15 protein-coding genes are annotated in these 18,593 nt (G+C 73.3%); 6 read left to right on the top strand and 9 right to left on the bottom strand.

What is annotated here, in order from left to right:
* Window positions 1–162: 162 nt before the first annotated feature.
* The 3 genes from ABZW32_RS17140 to ABZW32_RS17130 are packed head-to-tail and all read left to right on the top strand — an operon-like array spanning window position 163 to window position 3,959.
* Window positions 163–2,178 carry an NADPH-dependent 2,4-dienoyl-CoA reductase gene (locus ABZW32_RS17140; protein ID WP_356216521.1) on the top strand — a complete coding sequence of 672 codons (2,016 nt, stop codon included), beginning with the start codon at window positions 163–165 and terminating at the stop codon, window positions 2,176–2,178.
* 57 nt (window positions 2,179–2,235) lie between these two features.
* Window positions 2,236–2,649, top strand: a complete 414-nt coding sequence (locus tag ABZW32_RS17135) for a PaaI family thioesterase (protein ID WP_356216518.1) — start codon at window positions 2,236–2,238, stop codon at window positions 2,647–2,649.
* Window positions 2,646–3,959 (top strand): MFS transporter, encoded by a 1,314-nt coding sequence (locus ABZW32_RS17130; protein WP_356216515.1) that lies wholly within the window; start codon window positions 2,646–2,648, stop codon window positions 3,957–3,959. The genes ABZW32_RS17135 and ABZW32_RS17130 overlap by 4 nt, the downstream gene beginning before the upstream one ends.
* 31 nt (window positions 3,960–3,990) lie before the next feature.
* Here ABZW32_RS17130 and ABZW32_RS17125 read toward each other — a convergent pair whose 3' ends face one another.
* The gene (locus ABZW32_RS17125) at window positions 3,991–5,568 is read right to left on the bottom strand and encodes an alpha/beta fold hydrolase (protein WP_356216513.1); all 1,578 of its coding nucleotides are present in this window, start codon (window positions 5,566–5,568) and stop codon (window positions 3,991–3,993) included.
* A 213-nt stretch (window positions 5,569–5,781) separates the two neighbouring features.
* On the opposite strand from ABZW32_RS17125, the gene ABZW32_RS17120 reads away from it, so the two are divergent.
* Window positions 5,782–6,696 carry a cobalamin-binding protein gene (locus tag ABZW32_RS17120; RefSeq protein WP_356216510.1) on the top strand — a complete coding sequence of 305 codons (915 nt, stop codon included), beginning with the start codon at window positions 5,782–5,784 and terminating at the stop codon, window positions 6,694–6,696.
* A gap of 83 nt (window positions 6,697–6,779) precedes the next feature.
* Here ABZW32_RS17120 and ABZW32_RS17115 read toward each other — a convergent pair whose 3' ends face one another.
* The 4 genes from ABZW32_RS17115 to ABZW32_RS17100 all read right to left on the bottom strand — a co-directional run bounded on the left by ABZW32_RS17115 (window position 6,780) and on the right by ABZW32_RS17100 (window position 11,248).
* Complete coding sequence (locus ABZW32_RS17115; RefSeq protein ID WP_356216507.1) at window positions 6,780–7,346, bottom strand: hypothetical protein; 567 nt, start codon at window positions 7,344–7,346, stop codon at window positions 6,780–6,782.
* Between the two features lie 90 nt (window positions 7,347–7,436).
* Window positions 7,437–8,468, bottom strand: coding sequence for an SCO0930 family lipoprotein (locus ABZW32_RS17110; protein WP_356216504.1), 1,032 nt, complete (start codon window positions 8,466–8,468; stop codon window positions 7,437–7,439).
* A 156-nt stretch (window positions 8,469–8,624) separates the two neighbouring features.
* Window positions 8,625–10,073 (bottom strand): NADH-ubiquinone oxidoreductase-F iron-sulfur binding region domain-containing protein, encoded by a 1,449-nt coding sequence (locus tag ABZW32_RS17105; protein ID WP_356216501.1) that lies wholly within the window; start codon window positions 10,071–10,073, stop codon window positions 8,625–8,627.
* Complete coding sequence (locus ABZW32_RS17100; RefSeq protein WP_356216498.1) at window positions 10,070–11,248, bottom strand: hypothetical protein; 1,179 nt, start codon at window positions 11,246–11,248, stop codon at window positions 10,070–10,072. The genes ABZW32_RS17105 and ABZW32_RS17100 overlap by 4 nt, the downstream gene beginning before the upstream one ends.
* A gap of 634 nt (window positions 11,249–11,882) precedes the next feature.
* Between ABZW32_RS17100 and ABZW32_RS17095 the strand changes: the two genes are divergently transcribed.
* Window positions 11,883–13,076, top strand: a complete 1,194-nt coding sequence (locus tag ABZW32_RS17095) for a helix-turn-helix domain-containing protein (protein ID WP_356216496.1) — start codon at window positions 11,883–11,885, stop codon at window positions 13,074–13,076.
* Here the strand turns inward: ABZW32_RS17095 and ABZW32_RS17090 are convergent.
* From ABZW32_RS17090 to ABZW32_RS17080, 3 genes are all read right to left on the bottom strand, one after another.
* On the bottom strand, window positions 13,063–13,545 hold the full coding sequence (locus tag ABZW32_RS17090) for a hypothetical protein (RefSeq protein ID WP_356216493.1): 483 nt from the start codon (window positions 13,543–13,545) through the stop codon (window positions 13,063–13,065). The genes ABZW32_RS17095 and ABZW32_RS17090 overlap by 14 nt on opposite strands.
* Window positions 13,546–13,829: 284 nt before the next feature.
* Window positions 13,830–15,245, bottom strand: a complete 1,416-nt coding sequence (locus ABZW32_RS17085) for a DUF1996 domain-containing protein (protein ID WP_356216490.1) — start codon at window positions 15,243–15,245, stop codon at window positions 13,830–13,832.
* A 9-nt stretch (window positions 15,246–15,254) separates the two neighbouring features.
* Complete coding sequence (locus ABZW32_RS17080) at window positions 15,255–16,007, bottom strand: DUF4142 domain-containing protein (RefSeq protein WP_356216487.1); 753 nt, start codon at window positions 16,005–16,007, stop codon at window positions 15,255–15,257.
* 459 nt (window positions 16,008–16,466) lie between these two features.
* Between ABZW32_RS17080 and ABZW32_RS17075 the strand changes: the two genes are divergently transcribed.
* Complete coding sequence (locus ABZW32_RS17075) at window positions 16,467–17,423, top strand: DUF4344 domain-containing metallopeptidase (protein WP_356216484.1); 957 nt, start codon at window positions 16,467–16,469, stop codon at window positions 17,421–17,423.
* A 27-nt stretch (window positions 17,424–17,450) separates the two neighbouring features.
* On the opposite strand, the gene ABZW32_RS17070 is transcribed toward ABZW32_RS17075, so the two are convergent.
* Window positions 17,451–18,455 carry an extracellular solute-binding protein gene (locus tag ABZW32_RS17070; protein ID WP_356216573.1) on the bottom strand — a complete coding sequence of 335 codons (1,005 nt, stop codon included), beginning with the start codon at window positions 18,453–18,455 and terminating at the stop codon, window positions 17,451–17,453.
* Between the last annotated feature and the right edge of the window lie 138 nt (window positions 18,456–18,593).

Below are 18,593 nucleotides of genomic sequence, written 5' to 3'. Positions count from 1 at the left end.
CGTGAACTGCGCCACAGGGGCCGGCGGCGCGGGCCCGGGGTTGCGGGCTCCCGGCGGTGGCGGCGGTCGCGAAGGCCCGCCCCTGGTTATGCACCTAGTTGCAAAACCGGTTCCTCCTCGCTAGAACAGGTCCATCACCCCCGCGCGAGGAGACGCCCACCCATGAGCCCGTACCCGCACCTGCTGAGCCCGCTCGACCTCGGGTTCACCACCCTGCCGAACCGCGTGATCATGGGCTCGATGCACACGGGCCTCGAAGAGCACGCGGGCGGCTTCGAGCGCCTCGCGGCCTTCTACGCCGAGCGCGCCCGCGGCGGCGCCGGTCTGATCGTCACCGGCGGCATCGCCCCCAACGACGCCGGCCGCCCCTTCGAGGGCGGCTCCCGCCTCACCACCGAGGAGGAGGCCGCCGAACACCGGGTGATCACCGAGGCCGTGCACGCCGAGGGCGGGAAGATCGCGATGCAGATCCTCCACTTCGGCCGCTACGCCTACCACAAGGACCTGGTCGCCCCCAGCGCGATCCAGGCCCCCATCAGCCCCTTCGTCCCGAACGAGCTGACCGACATCGAGGTCGAGCGCACCGTCGAGGACTTCGTCCGCGCCGCCCGCCTCGCCAAGCTGGCCGGCTACGACGGCGTCGAGATCATGGGCTCCGAGGGCTACCTGGTCAACGAGTTCATCGCCGCCGCCACCAACAAGCGCACCGACCGCTGGGGCGGCGCCTACGAGAACCGCGTGCGCTTCCCGCTGGAGATCGTCCGCCGCACCCGCGCCGCCGTCGGCGAGGACTTCATTGTCATCTACCGCCTCTCGATGCTCGACCTGATCCCCGGCGGCTCCACCCTCGACGAGGTCGTCCACCTCGCCAAGGAGATCGAGGCCGCCGGCGCCACGATCATCAACACCGGCATCGGCTGGCACGAGGCCCGCATCCCCACCATCGCCACCTCCGTCCCGCGCGGCGCCTACACCTGGGTCACCAAGCGGCTGATGGGCGCGGTCTCCGTACCCCTCGTCACCAGCAACCGCATCAACACCCCCGAGATCGCCGAGGAGATCCTCGCCGACGGCCGCGCCGACCTGGTCTCGCTGGCCCGCCCCTTCCTCGCCGACGCCGACTTCGTCGCCAAGGCCGCGGCCGGCAGCCCCGAGACCATCAACACCTGCATCGGCTGCAACCAGGCCTGCCTCGACCACACCTTCAGCGGCAAGATCACCAGCTGCCTGGTCAACCCGCGCGCCTGCCACGAGACCGAACTCGTACTGTCCCCGACCCGCACGAAGAAGCGCGTCGCCGTCGTCGGCGCCGGCCCGGCCGGACTCGCCTGCGCCGTCTCCGCCGCCGGACGCGGCCACGCCGTCACCCTCTTCGAGGCCTCCGGCCACATCGGCGGCCAGCTCGACGTGGCCCGCCGCATCCCGGGCAAGGAGGAGTTCGAGGAGACCATCCGCTACTTCGGCACGCAGCTGACGGCGAGCGGCGTCGAGGTCCGCCTCGACACCCGCGCCGACGTCGAGACCCTGACCGGCTACGACGAGGTGGTCATCGCCACCGGCGTCACCCCCCGCACCCCCGCCATCGAGGGCGTCGAGCGGGACGGGGTCGTCAGCTACCTCGACGTCCTGCGCGACGGCGCCCCCGTCGGCGAACGCGTCGCCGTCGTCGGCGCCGGGGGCATCGGCTTCGACGTCGCCGAGTTCCTCACCGACAGCGGCGAGGGCGCCTCCCAGGACCCCGCCGTCTACTTCCGGCACTGGGGCGTCGACACCGCGTACGCCGGCCCCGGTGGGCTCACCGCCCCCGAGCGGCCCGCGGCCCCGCGCCGGGTGACCCTCCTCCAGCGCAAGACCACCAAGGTCGGCGCCGGCCTCGGCACCACCACCGGCTGGATCCACCGCGCGGAGCTCAAGCACCGCGGGGTGGTCTCCGTCGCCGGCGCGACGTACGAGCGGATCGACGACGAGGGCCTGCACATCACCGTCGACGGCGAGCCGCACCTGGTCCCCGCCGACACCGTCGTGCTGTGCACCGGACAGGAGCCGCGCCGCGAACTCCACGAGGCACTGCGCGCCGCCGGGATCGAGGCGCACCTGATCGGCGGGGCCGACGTGGCCGCCGAACTCGACGCCAAGCGGGCCATCCGCCAGGGCACCGAGCTCGCCGCCCGCCTCTGATCCACCCCGGGGGCAAAGGAGTTGTGGCGGCCCCGGCCGGGCCGCCACAATCTCCGGGTGACGCTGACACCGGCAGACGCGGACAAGATCCTCCACGACAACTTCGCCCCCTGGGTCCTCGCCCTCGGCCTCACCGTCGAGGAGACGGGCGAACGGCACGCCGTCCTGCGGCTGCCCTGGTCCGAGACCCTCGCCCGGGACGGCGGCGGACTCAGCGGCCAGGCCCTGATGGCCGCCGCCGACACCGCCACCGTCATCGCGATCAGCGCCGCGCGCGGCGCGTACGGCCCGATGACCACCGTCCAGCAGTCGACGAGCTTCCAGCGGCCCGTCACCGGCTCCGACGTGCTGATCGACGTACGGATCACCAAACTCGGCAAGCGGATGGCCTTCGCCGACATCACCCTGACCCCCGTCGGCGGCCACGAACCCGCCGCCAAGGCCTCCACCGTCTACGCCCTGCTCGGGTGAGCGGGGGCGACAGCGGGCCGGATCCGGACCACGAGCCGGTGAAGCTCGGCCGGAACAGGGACTTCACCGTCTTCTGGCTCGGCCAGGCCCTGTCCGTCCTCGGCGGCTCCGTCTCCCTGCTGGCGCTGCCCCTGCTTGTCTTCGACGCCACCGGGGACGTGGGCCAGCTCGGGCTGCTCACCGCCGTCTCCGGGGCCACCGGGATCCTCACCGGCACCTTCGCCGGCTCCGTGGTCGACCGCACCGACCGGCGGCGGCTGATGATCGGGTGCGACCTGCTGCGGGCCGTCCTGCTGTGCGCGCTGCCCCTGCTCTGGATGACCGCCCCGCGGATCTGGGTGCTCTACGTCCTGACCGTGCCGGTGGCCGTCCTCAAGACCCTGTTCGACGTCGCGTACGTGACCGCCGTCCCGGGCCTGGTCCCGCCGCGCGACCTGACCGCCGCCAACGGCCGGCTGATGAGCACCTTCGCCTTCGGGACCCTCCTCGGGCCGGTGGCCGCCGGGCTGATCACCACCGGCGCCGGCGCCGGCTGGGCACTCGCCGTGGACGGAGCCACCTTCGCCGTCTCAGCCCTCACCCTGCGGTGGGTGCGCTTCGGCCGCCACGGCGGAGGGGAACGGCGCCCGGACGGGGGCGGCGGCTTCCGCGAACGGTTCCTCGCCGGGTTCCGCTTCCTGTGGGCCCAGCCCGTGCTGCGCTCCCTGACCGTCCTGCTGACCCTGCTCACCTTCGTCACCATGGGCGCCACCGACCTGCTGATCTTCCGGGTCCGGCACGACCTCGGCCGCTCGGCGGCCACCCTCGGCTACGTGATCGCCGTCAGCGGCCTCGGCGCCGTCGCCGCCGCCTTCACGGCCGGGCGGCTGCGCCGGGCCCTGGGCTTCGGCACCTGCTGGCTGGGCTCCGTCGCGCTGATCGCCCTGGCCGTCGCGGTCACCGGGGTCAGCGGGAGCGTGCCGGTGGTCGCGGGGGCGTCCGTGGTGTTCATGTTCGGGCTCACCCTCGGCGGGGTCTGCTCCATGACCCTGCGCCAGGAGATCACCCCCGCACCGCTGCTGGGGCGCGTCACCTCCGCGTTCTGGACGGTGCACAACGCCTCCGGGCCGGTCGGGGCGGCGGTGCTGACCCTGCTCGCCCGCCGGCACGGGGTACCGGCGGTGAGCCTGGCCGCCGGTGCCCTGTGCCTGCTGATCCTCGGCGCCGGGCTGCTGACCCCGCTGCGCGGAAGCCGCCCCGGCCCCGGGGGCACGCCCCCGCGGGCCACGGGCGCGCGCCCCGGACGCGGGTCCGGGATCGCGAGCCCGTAGGGCGGGCGGCTCCGCGCCGGGCGCGGTCCGGTCAGAAGCGCTGCGGCACCGCCGGGAGCGGCAGCGGGCGCTGTGGCGCCGCCTCGCGCCCGGCCGGGGCCGGCGCGGTCCGGCAGGTCACGTCCGCGGCCGGCAGCCGGCCCGAGGACAGGTAGGCGTTGACCGGTGCGTTCGCACAGGACCTCGGATCGGCCAGGTACACGCCGTGCCCCTCGCCGCCCAGCGCCAGCACCATCCGCGAGCCCTTCAGCGAGCGGTGCAGGCCCTGCCCGCTGACCAGCGGGGTCTGCGAGTCCCACTCGTTCTGCACGGTCAGGACGTTCGCCCGGGTCTTCATCGGCGTCACCGCCTCCCGCGGACGCCCCCAGAACGCGCACGGCTTGATGGTGGAGGCCATGTCCCCGTACAGCGGGTACCGCTGCTTGTCCTTCACCGCGTCCCGCCGGTACTGCTCGGGATCGCGCGGCCAGGCGTCGGTGTCCCCGCACAGCACCGACCAGAAGACGGCGGTGCCCGTGTCCGGGGCGGGCTCGGCGGGACGCAGGGCCTTCATCAGCTCCGCCGCGGCCGGGCCGGGAGGCCGCGGCCCGCCCTCGGCCGCCGCCTTGAGCGCGCTCACGAGCGGGGCCGCCGTCGCCGGGGAGAAGAACAGGCCCCGCGCCGAACGGATCTGATCCCCCGTCAGCTTCTGCCCCTCCAGCTCGATCGGTTCGCGGTCGGCGCGCGCCACCAGGTCCCAGAAGGTCTTGGACACCGCGTCCGCGGTCGTCCCCAGGTGGTACTCGCCGTCGCGCTCCGCCGTCCATCCGGCCCAGCGCCGGAACGCCGGTTCCGCCTCGGTCGCCCACACCTGGATCATGCCGCGCCAGGCGCGCTCGGGGTCGACCCCGCTGTCGAGGACGAAGCGGTCGGTCCGCCGCGGGAACATCTGGGAGTACACCGCGCCCAGGTAGGTCCCGTAGGAGTAGCCGACGTAGGAGACCGTGCGCTCGCCCAGCGCCGCGCGGATGGCGTCCATGTCGCGGGCGGTGTTGCGGGTGGTGATGTACGGGATGACGTCGCCGGCCTTCTCCCGGCACTTGTCGGCCACGGTGCGCGCCCAGGCCACGTCGGCGGCGTAGGTCTCCGGCCGGTAGGCGCGGTCGAAGTTCTGTTCGGAGTCGGTGAGGCCGCAGGTGATCGGGGAACTCCGGCCCACCCCGCGCGGATCGAAGCCGATCAGGTCGTACCGCTCCCTGACCTCCTTCGGCATCGACTCCTCCATCATCAGCGGCAGGTCGAGGCCCGTCCCGCCGGGACCGCCCGGGTTCATCAGCATCACCCCGTGCCGTTTGGCCGTGTTCGGGGTCTTGATGCGGGATATCGCGAGATCGATCCGACGGCCCTCGGGCCGCTGGTAGTCGAGCGGGACCTTGATGGTCGCGCACTCGTACGTGGCGGGCTGCCCGGCGTCGCACCGGTGCCAGGAGGGCTTCCGGGGACCGTACTCATCCGCCGGGGCGGCGGACGCCGGGTTCGCGGACAGGAGGGGCAGGGCGGTGGCGAGGAGACCGGCGGCGGCGAGCAGGGGTGCGAAGCGCGGTACGCGCGGATGCGGACTGAGGCGCACGAAGAGCCGTTCCTTTCGGAGGGAGGGGCGGTTCCCGTTCACGATGGAGTACGCGGCGTCCGGGCGAATCATCCCTCAGGGCGGCCCTCGTGCTCCTCACGAATGAGCAGAATTCCGGACAACTGGCCGACGCGCCGCAGCTCTTGACGCCTCGTGCGCGGTGTCCCACCCCCTCGCCCGGGGCGTCGGCCGCCGCCGGGCTACAGTCGCGCCATGCGCATCGTCTCCCTGCTGCCCGCCGCCACCGACATGATCGCGGAGCTCGGTCTCACCGCCGACCTGGTCGGCCGCACCCACGAGTGCGACTGGCCGCCGCGCGAGGTGGAGGGCGTACCCGTGGTCACCCGCGCGCAGTTCACGGCCGAGGAACTCAGCAGCCGGGAGATCTCCGACGCGGTCGGCGGGGCCGCCCACTCCGGCTCCTCCCTCTACACCCTCGACACCGGGGCGCTGGCCGCACTCGCCCCGGACGTCGTGCTCACCCAGGACCTCTGCGACGTCTGCGCCGTCTCCTACGCGGCGGTCTCCCGCGCGGTGCGCGTCCTCGACGCCGGCTCCCGCGTGCTGAGCCTGGAACCGCGCACCCTCGACGACGTACTGGAGTGCCTGGTCACCGTCGGCGACCTGCTCGGCGTGCGCGCGGAGGCGGAGCGGCGGCGGGACGCGCTGCGCGCGCGGCTCGACGAGGTCGAGCGGCTGACGGCGGGGCAGCCCCGCCCGCGCGTGGTCACCGTGGAGTGGCTCGACCCGCTCTGGCCGGCCGGACACTGGGTTCCGGACCAGATCGCCGCCGCCGGCGGGGAACCCCTGCTCGCCGCGCCCGGCGAGCACACCGTGCCGATGACGTGGGACGCGGTCCGGGCGGCCCGGCCCGACGTGCTGCTGGTGCTGCCCTGCGGATTCGCACCCGAACGCACCCTGCGCGAGAGCCACTTGCTGACGGAGCTGCCCGGCTGGGCCGAGCTTCCGGCCGTCCGCGCGGGCAACGTGTGGGTGCTCGACGGGCCCGCGTACTTCAACCGGCCCGGCCCGCGCGTCGTACGGGGCGCGGAGGTGCTGGCGCACGTCCTGCACGGGGTGCGGGCGGGCGAGCCGGTCACCGCGGCCGAGGCACAGCGGCTGGGCTGAGCGGCGGGAGTGGGTGACGGGCCGGCCCCGCCGCACCGGGGCCGACCCCGCCGCACCGGGGCCGGATCCGGCGCGACGGGGCGTCAGTGGCCGTGGCCGGAGGAGGAGTGCTCCGCCGCCGAGGGGTCGGCCGCTGAGGGCTCGGCCGCTGAGGGGTCGGCGGCCGAGGGGGAGTGGCCCTCGTGGGAGGTACCGGTTTCGAGGGTGCCGCCCAGCCGGTCGTGCAGGGCGGTCAGGGCCTGCGCCGACGGGCCGGTGACCACCCAGCGGTCGCCGATCAGGTAGACGCCGCCGTACGTCCGGGTCTCCGCCAGCCAGGAGCGCAGGCCCTGGTCCGCGGCGAAGGTGGTCACGCTGTAGGCGCCCTGCGCCGTCTCGCAGGCCCCCTGGCGCAGTTCGTCCGCCTCGACGCTCAGCTCGGCGGTGCAGCCCAGCACGCCGGCGATCTCCTCCACGGAGGTGCCGGGGGCCGCCGGGGAGGCGGGGGCGGCAGGGGACGCCGGGGCGGCCTTCGCCGCCGGTACGGAGCCGGCCGCCGCGTCGGCCCCGTGCTGCGGCCGGCTCTCGCCACAGCCCCCGCACAGCAGTGAGGCGCACATCACGGCAACGGCCGTCAGGAGGCGGCCCGTCGGTCGGTCGGTGGACGGCATGGGACAACCTCGCTGACGGTTCGGGAAGGGGGTCGTGGTGCCCGACGGGGAGGGGGGCCGGGCACCACGGGATCGGGGGTGCGGGCCGCTCTATCCGGCCGCCTTCGCCTTCTTGCCCTTGTCGGTCACGGCGAACCAGAGGCCCTGCTTGTTCTGCCCGTTGATGTCTCCGGGTTCCTTGTCCCCGGTGAATGTGTAAACCGGCCAGCAGTCGATCGTCAATTGTTCCGAACCGTCGGGCCGTTTCACCGATCCGACCAATCCGGCGGCAATTCCGTTCACCTTCGTCTTGTCGATCGCGGGGGCCGGTTTCCACGTGTCGAGGCAGGCGTCGAGACAGCCGAATTTCATCGGCCAGGCGCTGTCCTTGTCGAACCGGTAGAGGGTGCGCCCCTGGGCGTCGGCGAGGATCGGGCCGAGCTGCGCGTTCTGCCGCACCGACAGTGAGACCTGCGGCTGCGCCGGCGGCTGCTCCGTCGCCCCGGAGCCCGTGTTCATGCCCGCGCCGGTGCCCATGTCCATGCCCCCGCCGCCCGCGCCCTTGGACGCGGTGGAGGGCTTCCCGTCCGGGCCCACCGCGTGCCAGGTGCCGCCGACGCCCTCGCCGAGCGTGTCGCCCGCCTTGGTGTCCTTCGCGTAGCGGTACACCGGCCAGCCGCCCACCGTCAGCTGCTTCGTGCCGTCGGCCCGGGCCACGGACCCGAGCATGCCCGCCTGGATGCCGGCACCGGCCGAGACGTCGTCCGCGGACACCGCCGGCCAGACCTTGGCGCAGTCCCCCTCGCAGTTCGACTTGGGCGGCTTGGCCGTGTCCTTGTCGAACCGGTAGAGGGTGAACCCCTCGGCGTCCGTGACCACGGAGCCCAGGTCCGCGGCCTCCCGTACCTTCAGCTCCCCGGCCGCCCCGCCCTTGCCGGCCGGCGCGGCCCCGGTATCGCTGCCGTACCCCGGCAGCGACCCGGTGCCGGAGCCCGAGCCCGAGCCGTAGGCGTCCAGCGCCTTGCTGTCGCCCACCGGCTGCACGGAATCCCCCTTCGCGGAGGACTTGTTGTCCGAGAGCCCGCACCCGGCCGTCAGCAGCAGTACCGCGACCGCCGACCCGGCGAGTATTTCACGGCGCATTCTCTTCACGGTCTCTCCTTCGGTTTGGGTCCCGCGTTCTGTTCGCATTGCCTGAGTAATTGATACGGGGCCCGGAGCCCCCGAAACGAATATCCCCGGGAATTTGTCAGATCGCGCCAAGAATGAACTCGGGGGCGGGGCGCGGACGTGCGCGGCTCATTCCTGGATGCGAAGGGCGAGCGCCGGGCAGCGCCGCACGGCGCGCAGGGCCTTGGGCCGCAGCCGCTCCGGCACCGGCATGGAGGCCTGTGCCGGAAAGCCGTCCGCGTCGAGCCGCACGACGTCCGGCAGGACGTCCACGCACAGCCCGTGCCCCTTGCACAGCGTCCAGTCCACGACCAGCCGCTCCGGGCTCTCGTCGTCGGGCAGCGGCAGCGCCCCCAGGACCCGCCGGCCGCAGCCGCTGCCGAGCGCGTGGTCGCGGAACTCGTCGGGGAAGGAGGCGAGGGCCGAGGCCACGAAGTGCGAGGTGCCGTCCGGGTGGCTGCACGCCCCGCGTCTGCGCACCCCGAGCATCCGCGCCTCCACCGCTTCGAGGGCGCTGCGGCCCCCGCCCGCGACGGCCGCCTCCAGGACGTCGGCCAGCGCGGGCAGGCCCCGTACGCAGGGACCGCACTGGCCCGCCGACTCGTTCGCCATCCAGCGCGTCACCCGGGCCACCTCGCCCGCCGGACAGGTGTCCTCGGGCAGCGGCAGTACCGCGCCCGCCCCCAGTACCGCGCCGAAGGCGGCGAGGGACTGCCGGGACACCTCCGCACCGAGGGCCGATCCGGGATCCAGCCAGCGGCCGTGGTAGCCGCCCACGAGCACGCCCTGCCCGGGACGCATCCCGCACAGCTCCAGGACGTACGCCAGCGAGGTCCCCGTCGGGGCCTCGATGACCGTCGATCCGGCGACGGTCAGCAGGACGGTGCCCGGCTCGGACGGCAGCCCGGCCGACCGGTACCCGGCGGCGCCGAGCCGCGCGGCGACGGCCAGCTGGGCGTAGGTCTCGGTGTTCGACAGCAGGGTGGGCACCCCGCCGAGGCCGCGCTCGCTGGTGCGCACCCGCTGTCCGGACGGCAGCGTGGCGCCGCCGTTGAGGCCGTTGATCATCGCGGTGCCCTCGCCGGTGACGAACCGTTCGGGCAGCAGCGCCACGCGCACCTGGCGCCCGCCACGGCCCCGCTCGGCGACGGCGTCACGTACCGAACGCTCCACGTCGGGGCGGGTCACGGCGATCACCACGTCCTCGGCGCCGACCGCGGCGGCGGCCAGCAGGGCCCCGTCGAGCACCAGGTGCGGGGCGTGCAGCAGGAGGGCCTTGTCCTTGAGGCAACTGGGCTCGCCCTCGCTGCCGTTGACGACGACGGCGGTCAACCCGTCGCGTCCTCGGGCGGACTGGGTGACCGCGCGCAGCTTGCGCGCGAAGGGGAAGCCCGCACCGCCGCGGCCCCGCAGGTCGATGTCGGCGGCGAGGTCGACGAGTTCGTCCGGGCGGTAGCGGGGCAGCGGTCCGTGCGCGGCTTCGTGGGCATCGCGGTCGAGCCGCGGGAACCGGTCGAGTCCGGTCAGCAGCCGGGGGGTGCCCACGCAGCCGAGGCCGGGGCGCGGCGCTTCGCTCACCGCCGTCCCTCCCGCCCGGCGAACGGGCCGAAGCCGAAGGCGGCGCCGGCGTCTGCGGACGGGCCGGGCGCGTAGGCGGCGGCGTACGGCGGGTGTTCGGGCTGGGGCGGCACGGCCTGCAGGGGCTGGGCCACCTGCGTGTCCTGTATGGCCTGCATGGCCTGCGTGTCTTGCATGGCTTGCACGGCCTGCGTGTCCTGCACGGCACGCATGGACTGCGTGTCCTGGGTGAACTGCACGGTCTGCGTGGCCGGTGCGCCCTGTGCGACGGGTGCGGTCGCCGCGGCCGGTCGGGCGGGGCCGTCCGGAGCACCCGAAGGTCCGCCGCCGCGTTCTGCGCGCAGCCCCGCGAGGGGCACCTCCCGTACGGGGTAGCCCCGCGAACGCGGGCCGCGGGCGCCGCGGGTGGCCGTGACGGACTGCGGGGCGCTCGCCGGGGCGGACGCCTCGCGCCTGCGGGTGCGCAGCCGGACGGCGAGCAGCCCCATCACGCCGGCCACGCCGAGGACGTAGGCCGCCGTCACCCAGAGGTCGGCGGGGCGGCCCGCCTTGAGCCCGTGCACGAGGGAGGCCCCCCACGCCGGGTACGCGCCGATGTGCAGGGCCCGCCACCACATAGAGCGGCGATTGGTGGCGAACACACTACGCAGGGCGCCGGAGACCGCCACGCTCACGAAGAGATATCCGGCCAGCGTGCCGAGGCCGATGACGACGGGCCGGTTCGCGTCGGTGAACGGCACCAGCGCGGAGGCCGCGCCCGTGTGGCCCTCGGCGACCTTGACCCATATGTGCAGGGCGAGGAAGCCCAACCCCGCGACGGCCAGGCCGCGGTGCACGCCCTGGGCGAGCAGCCGGTGCCCCGATCCGAGGAGCACCCGGTCCGTGGCCACCAGCCCCCACAGGACGGTGGAGGTGAGGGAGACGAGCGAGAGGACGCCCGACCCGAAGTCGAGGAAGTCCCACAGATGGGTCAGCGCGCCCGCGCGCGCCGCCACGGCCAGGGAGACCAGGGCGGCGAGGGAGGCGCAGACCACGCTGGTGCGCAGCCGGCCCGCGACGGGCAGAAGCGGAGGCCGCCGGACGGCCCGTTTCCCGGCGGCCGGGGCCACCGCGGCGCGGCGGCTCCCGCGTCGGGCTCTGTGGGAGCGGGGCATGTGAGGCTGGGGCAGGGGCATCCAGTTCTCCTGTGCGCCTGGGCTCCGAGCACTCCACCTGGCGCTCGGCGCCCGGGAGTTGTGGTCGATGGTGGCCGGCAGCGCTGTGGAATTCCCACGTCGGCCGAAGGGCTCGGGGCCGGAGTGCAGAAGCATCGTGGAGCTGCGCAGCATCTCCACAGGATTTATCGAAACGTGATAATTTCTCGCACCCCGTCTCCGGTGCGTCGAACGAGCCCGGAGGATTCCCCTCCAGTGGAGGTTGTGACAGGCCACCGCACTCCTCGCCGTCTACGCGTCCCCGACGGCAAAATCAAGGCAAACCCGCGGGACCGAAGGTGGCCGGAACCGTCCAGGAGGGCGTGTGGTAGCTGCAACTGTCGTCACAGGCAAGGTCGTTGGCGAGGCAGGCGACCTTGGCGGGCCTGTCGCTCCTGCACCGGACAGGCCTCACCCCGGCAAGAACGAGGAAACGATGTGCGAACTTCTGAACCGCATCTGGTCCCGCCCTCGCGGCGAGTGGACCCGTGTCCTGCGCAGGGAACTCCCCGCGCTGGCCGGGGAGATAGTGGAGGAGCTTCTGCATGGAATTCCCGAATTTTCCATACTTGTCGATGACAACGATGCCATCGATGACGAAATTCTCCGACAAGCGGTGGAAGAAGCACTTCTCACCGCACTCGGGTACCGCGACGAGCCCCTACGGGACGCCGCGCACGACGGGCCCGGCGCGAAGACGCCGGACGAGTTCGAGGACCGGCACGACGCGGCGGTGGACGCCGTCCACGGCGGTCGGCACGAGGACGTACGGGGCCCCGGACTCTCGGAGGTGCGCGAGCACGGTCGCGGAAGCGGAAGCCTCGAGGGAGGCGGTCACGGGGGCCACGGCCACGGGGGCCACGGTCATGGTGGTCACGGCCATGGCGGTCACGCTCCCGGCCGCCCCGACGGCGACGGCTCCGCGCGGCCCGACGGCGACGGCCCCGCGCGGCCCGACGACACGGCCCCCCATGAAGGCGCCCACGGCGCCCGCCCGGAACCCGCGGCCCCGCGCGACCGGGCCCGCCAGGAGCTCTTCAAGGCCCTCACCGACGACCGCGTGGCCTCCCACGCCTCCCTCACCGAGCTGTCCGAGGCCGCCGGCTGGCCCCTCCCGGTGGCCGTACGGGCCATCGCGCTGGCCACGCCCGGCGAGACCCAGCAACTGGCGGCCGTCCTCGACGACGCCCTCCCCGGCATGTTCGCCGGCCGGCCGTGCCTGCTCCTCCCCAGCCCCGACCCGGACACCCGGGCCGCCCTCGAACCCCCGCTGCGCGGCCGGTTCGCGGCCGTCGGCCACGCGGTCCCGCTCCGTGACACCGCCTCCTCGCTGCGCTGGGCCCTGCGTCTGCTCACCCTGACCCCGAACCGAGGCGGCCCGGACGCCCGCGCCGTCTTCGTGGACGACCACCTCTCCACACTCCTGCTGCTCCAGGACGAGCCCCTGGCCCACGCGCTGGCCGCCCGCTGGCTGCGCCCCCTCGCCGATCTGACCCCGCGCCAGAGCGAGCGCCTGGAGGTCACCCTGCTCGCGTGGCTGGAGGGCGGCGGCGCCCCCGAGGCGGCCAAGGCCCTGAGCGTGCACCCGCAGACCGTGCGCTACCGCATGCGGCAACTGGAGAAGCTCTTCGGACCCGGTCTGCGCGATCCGCGGACCCGCTTCGAACTGGAGATGGCCCTGCGCAGCCGCCGCCTGATGGCCCAGGTGCGCCGCCAGCACTCGCGGGTGGGCCGGCGGACGGCACGCGTCGTCACCGCCGACTTCACCCCCCTGGTCGTCGGACGGATGGCCCGGGTCAACGGCCTCTGAGCACCGCGCGGACGCACCGCCCGTGAACCGGAAAACGCCCGGCCTCCCCGAACCACGGGGAGGCCGGGCGGCCGCCGTTCGCGCGCAGGGGCGAACGGCCTACGCCGGTGAGGGCGCCGGGGCTCCGCGCAGCGTCGCGTTGAGGTCCACCGGCTCCGCGTAGGCCCGCGCGCACGGGCCGCACCCCGCGAGGTGGCGGACCAGCCCCCGCGGGCGCCCTCGGGGTGATGCCCAGCCGCGCCGCGATCCGGTGCGGGGGCTCCTCCTCCACCAGCGTGTGCCACAGGACGATCCGCCACCGCGCCGGCAGCGCCCGGAAGGAACGCGCCACGATCCGGCGGTCCTCGTCGGCCATCACCTGTCCCTGCGGGTCGCCGCCGGACGCCTGCCGGCACCAGGAGTCGAAGTCCGCCGTCAGCAGGGTCCGTCCGGCGTGCTCGTGCCACTCCATCGCCGTGTGCCGGACCACCGCCGGCAGGTACGCGCGCCAGGGCCCCGGGGTCCGGAACCGGAGCGGACCGCCCGGAAGGTCCGCAGGAACGCCTCCGACACCAGGTCCTCGGCATCGCCGCCGGGAAGGCGCAGGCGCCGGGTGAGTTCCCCGTGACGTGGCGCGGTGTCGCGTGAGCCGGGCATCGCACTCCTCCTCGGCGCTTTCGGCACCCGTCCGGGATGGGTACGGGAACGGGTACGGGCGTGCGGGCGCCGGCCCGGGACGAGCCCCGGGCCGGCGCCCGCACGCCCCGGACGGTGTCAGCGGCAGGTGCGCCCGCTGTTGATGCAGCCCACGGCCTGGGCCATGAGCCCGTTCGACATGACGTTGATGAAGTCGCCGTGGTCGGTCACCGGCTTGTGCAGCTGCTCCGGGAAGCTGTCCACCGCGAAGCGGGCACCGGGCGCCACCCCGTAGGTGATCCGCTGCACCAGCTGCGGGATCGCTGCGAACCCCTTCGGGCAGCGGCCCGCCTTGTCCGCGAAGGCCACGTGCGTACGGTGGTTGGCGCTGTCGGTGTTGCGGCCGTCCCAGCAGCTCTGGAAGGTGAAGGTGCGCACCACGTCGCTGCCCTTCGGGCAGATCGGGTACTTGTCCTTCAGCTGCCGGTCCTCGAAACCGGTGCAGCTCCAGGAGGCGTTGGCGTTGGCGGTGCCGTTGGTGAAGGCCTTCGCGTCACCCGTGATGATGCGCAGGAAACGCGGCATCGCCTTGACCTGGCCGACGGGGCTCCCCTTGAAGTCGATCGTGACCTGCTTCGGCCGCAGGATCGTGCCCACGTTGGCGTCCTGTCCGCCGCCCGGGGCCTTGGCGTCCTTCTCCGCCTTGCCGTCGCGCAGCCGCAGCACCGGCCAGTAGTAGGCGGACTGGTCGCCGTTGCCGCAGGTCGTGCCGGACGCCGCGAGGCTGTTGTTGGAGGAGAAGGCGTTGGTCGTCTTGTTGCCCACGTAGTCGTGCATGTGGTGGGCGCCGTTGGAGACGCCGGGGGCGACGATGACGTTGTCGGGGTTGAAGTGGCCGTTCTCGTTGCGCCCGCACTGCGAGGAGAACGAGCCGGTGGAGGCGCCGCGCCCGGCGGCGGGGGCGTTCACGTTCGGCCGTACCTTGGCGATGTTGACGAAGTCGCTCTGGGCGGGCCCCCGTTTCTGCCCGATGCCGCGCGCCGCGTCGGGATCGCGCGCCGGGTCGGCCGCCGCGGCGACGGCCGCGTCGGCCGCCGCGCCGACACCGGGGTCGGCTTCCGCGGGAGCCTCCTTCATGGTGCATCCGCTCAGCGCGTCCAGCCCCTCGGGGCGCCCGGCGGAACGCCCGATCACGTCGGACACCCGCCGGATGGTGGTGGAGCGCTGGTCCTTGAGCCGCCCCAGGAGGGCGTCCTTCTGGACCTTCTTCTTGGTCACCTGCCCCGCGGCGAGCTGCCGGTAGGCGTCGGCGACCTGCCCGTCGAGCTGGGCGAGGTTCTGGTCGACCTCGGCCCGCGCCTGGTCGGGTACGTCCGTGAGCCGGTCGCCCACGTCCGGACAGTCGATGGTCGCCGTCACCTCGCCGGTGCGGCCTGCGTCCTGGCCGGCGTTCGCGTTGCCCGCGATGACGGCGACCCCGCCGCCGCCCAGTACCAGCGCGCACGCCGCGGCCAGGAGTTTCAACCGGGGGCGCCTGTGGCCCTTTTGACTCATGTGATCACTTCACTTCGTCGATCGGACAGAGGAGGGGGACGACGCCCCCTGTTGGAGGGGTGAGGAGGGGGAGGACGGGGCCGGGCTCGGGTCGGAGAGCGTGTCGAAGTCGACGAGCCCGCTCTCCTCCAGGACCGAGATGTGGTCCAGGACCGTGGTGTTGGCCGAGGTGGCCAGGGCCCGCACCATCGAGTTCCGGGTCTGCGCCCGGACCTGCGCCACCAGCTGGAACACCTTGCCGTGGGCCCGCCGCAGCAGCTGCACGAACAGCCGCTCGTACTCGTTGCCCTGGGCCGCCGTCATCTGGTCGAGCCAGCCCTGCTGCTGCGCGTTGGGCCGGTCGGGAAGGTCGATGCCGAGGGCCTGGCCGACCTGGAGGACCTGGCGGTCGAGGTCGGTGTGGCCCATGACGAGGTGCTCCCCGGCCGTACGCACGGAGGGGCGCGTCCCGCGCTGCTGGGCCTGTCGCCCCGCGGGCAGCTCCCAGAGCCCGGCGAGCCGCACCTTGCGGACGAAGTCCCGGTCGGTGGGGGTGAGCGGCCCGTACGCCGTGCTCATGATCCCGGCGCCGTCGTCCACGATCCCCGCTGCCGGTGCCGCCGGTCCCGTGGTGGCCGCCGAGGCGCGGTCGCCGTACTTGGCCACGGGGATCAGCAGTGCGATCAGCGTGACGGCCAGGGCGCTGATGACCAGGCCGCTTCCGATCGTGTACTTCGTGGCCACCGACAAGCCGCTGCCGGATCGCCGCCGGAATGACAGCACATTGCCTCCTTGCTCCGTGGTCCTGCAGGAGAGTCGGGGCCGTGCCGGCCGCCGACGCGTGCCGGGCGGTTCACACCCGCACATCCGGCTCTCCTGGGGTGCCACGGGACGCTAGTGCCCGGTGTGGCGTCACGGAGGAAGGACCATCACCATCGGATAAACATCCGGGCAAGTCCTCGAAGGACTGCTATCTTGCCGCGTTCGGCCTTTCAACAACCCTCCGATGCGCGGCGGTTGGTTCGACGCAGGGTCACGGCAGCTCCGCGACGCCGTTCACCCCGGGAGCCAGGGCCGGGGTCGTGGCTGCCCGGTATCAGCGGAAGAAAATGGGGCTAAACGGGCGATTGTTCAGGAAAGCCCCTTCGGTCATAATCCGCGTGTCGGGTTCTCGGGCTCGGAGCCCCTCGGGCGGGCACGCGCCCGCCGCCACGTCGTGACGACCGAGAGGAGCCGGCCGGGGTGTCGAACGCCGGTGGGTACGCGGCCCTGCTGCGGACCGCCTCCGTGGGGGCGCTGCTCGCCGTCGGCTTCGCCGCCGTCTCGTGCGGCGTCGACGGCGGCGCGGCCGCCGCGGGCGGCCGGGTCACCGTGGTCTACGAGGACGGCACGATCAAGCCGGAGGACCGGCACGCCGTGGACGTGGTCCGTGCGTCCGGCGTGCTGGAGCGGTCCGCCGACTGGGTGAACGAGGCGCTCGTCCTCCCGCACGACCTGGTCGTGAAGGTCACCGGCAAGGTCCCGCCCGGAGTCACGGACGCGGTGACCCAGCCCGACGGCAGGACGATCTTCATGACGGCGGCGTTCCTGACGGAGATCGAAAAGGCCCTCGGTGACGTGGTCAAGACCGTCAAGCGTCCCGCCCCGCTCCCCGCGGACACGTTCAACGCCGACGACCTGACCGCGCTGTCGACCCAGTTCATCTTCGGTCACGAGCTGGGCCACGCCCTGCAGCGCCAGCTGATGCTCGCGAACCTCGGCCTGGAGGAGGACGCCGCCGACGGGTACGCCTCGTTCTCCACCATCAACCAGGTGGGGGCCGGGCCGACGCTGGCAGCCGCCGTCCTGTTCGACGAGATCGCCCGCAGGGAGGGCCAGCTGACGCTGGAGGGGCTCTCCGGCGATCACCCCGTCACCCAGCAGAGGGTCTTCAACTTCCTGTGCTACCTGGAGGGGAGCGACCCGAAGAAGTACCGGGCCCCCCTGGTCGGCACGGGCTACCTGCCGAAGACCCGTGCCCCCTTGTGCCCGCAGGCCTGGGCGATGCTGGACCACGGCTGGTGGACCCAACTGCAGCCGCACTTCACCGAGGCGTTCAAGAGCCGGGGCGACCAGCGGCAGAAGGACGCGCGCGAGCGCCTGATCGCCGAGACGAAGGCCTTCGAGAAGCAGCTCGACGAGCTGCGCCGCAAGGGATGAACGGAACCACTGCGGGCCGTCCGGCCCTCAGCCCGACACCGCCTTGGCCCATTCGCGGTTGACGGTCTCCCTCGCCTTCTCCCGCTGTGCCTCCGTCGGGAACGTCGGCGTGCCCTCGACCGTCGGCAGGTTCTCCGCGGCGGCCTTGTCGAGGGTGCCGTCCTTCGCCATGGCGTCCATGAGCACGGGGCGCGCGTAGGCGCCGAGCCTGATGTTCTGGCCCTCCGGGCTGAAGATGTACTCCTGCCACAGGCGTGCCGCCGCCGGATGCGGTGCCTCCTTGTTCACCGCTTGGGCGTAGTACTCGGCGAAACTGCCGTCGAAGGGGATGGCGGTCCGCCAGTCGACGTCCGCGCCCTTCCTGCGGAACTCGTCGGCGTATCCGAGATTGAGGAAATCCCAGTCGATGCTGATCGGGGTCTGACCCTTCTCGATCGTCGCAGGGGTGGATTCGACCGGGATGAAGTTGCCGTTCCTGCTCAGCTCGGCGAAGAAGTCGATACCGGGCTGGATGTCGTCGAAGGACCCCCCGTTCGCCAGGGCCGCCGCGTACACGCCGGCGAAGGCGGACCCCGACCTGGTCGGGTCGCCGTTGAGCGCGACCTTGCCCTTGTACTCGGGCTTGCGCAGATCGGCGAAGGTCGCGGGGCAGGTCTTGACGCGCTTGGCGTCGCAGCCGATCGAGACGTAGCCGCCGTAGTTGTTGGACCAGAGGGCGTGCTGGTCCTTCTGCTCCTTGGGAATGCTGTCCCACGGGGCGACCTTGTACGGCGTGAGCAGGCCCTGATGGGCCGCGGACTGGGCGAAGGAGCCCCCCACGTCGATCACGTCGGGGGCACGGCCGTCGCGCCTGTGCTCCTTCAGGGCGTTGACCTCGTCCTGGCTGCTGCCCTCCGGGTTCTCCACCGAGACCTTGATCCCGTACTTCTTCTCGAAGCCGTCGATCAGTGCGCCGTAGTTGGCCCAGTCCCTCGGGAGCGCGATCGTGTTGAGCGAGCCCTCCTTCTTCGCCGCCGCGGTCAGCGCCGCCATGCCGCCGACGTCCGCGGCGGACGTGGCCGCCGCGGGTGTCCGGGGCACGGGGGTGGGCTTGTCTCCGCAGCCGCCGAGGGGCGCCACCGCGAGGGCGAGGCAGACTCCGACGTTGGCTGTCCGGAGACGAGGTGCGGG

Source organism: Streptomyces sp. NPDC004667 (assembly GCF_040609475.1).
In the GTDB taxonomy this organism is placed as follows: domain Bacteria; phylum Actinomycetota; class Actinomycetes; order Streptomycetales; family Streptomycetaceae; genus Streptomyces.
The sequence above is the reverse complement of the archived record's forward strand: the minus strand, read 5'-3'. Positions and strand labels throughout refer to the sequence as shown.